This window comes from Psychrobacter sp. T6-1 (assembly GCF_052258445.1).
On record NZ_JBQQFC010000838.1, the window covers coordinates 1 to 519 of the forward strand.

A 519-nucleotide genomic window follows, 5' to 3' on the forward strand; every position below is an offset into this window, starting at 1 on the left:
TATCTGTTTTGACCAAATTGTCACTATTGACTCTTGGCATAAATACCGGTTTTTGTTCTACAGCGTTGTGTTCCATAATTGATAATCTTTATTTTATAGCGTTGAGCATTATAGCAAGAGTTCGGTTTGAGTGTTCTTATATGATGATTTTAGACACTAAACACCAAAAAACACAACCTCATCGCCCTCCGCCCACGGCTGATACTTGGTCATGACTTGCAAAAATAGAGTGTGTGCCAGCCAATGATTCAGCCAGCGCTGCACATTTGGATAGGGTAACTCATAAAAAGCATTGCGATCGACATGAGCGAATTGACGTACAAAAGGCATAATAGCGATATCAGCAAGCGTTACTTTATCTGCTAGCAAATACAAGTTCTGCGTAAGTAGCTCCTCTAAAACTTGCAAAAACGTCTCGCCTTTTTGCCGATATTGTTCTTGAGTCATTTCAAGATGACGATCTGCGTATTTGTAGCGATCCAGCCAGTGCTTAAACTCATGATCATTTTGATCGATCAG

At 40.1% G+C, this 519-nt stretch carries 1 protein-coding gene; it reads right to left on the minus strand.

The window, feature by feature from the left end; all coding sequences use genetic code 11:
* Nucleotides 1-156 precede the first annotated feature (156 nt).
* Nucleotides 157-519: glutathione binding-like protein (locus tag ACTXGO_RS16665; protein ID WP_443575257.1), on the minus strand; the 363-nt coding region annotated here is incomplete at its 5' end.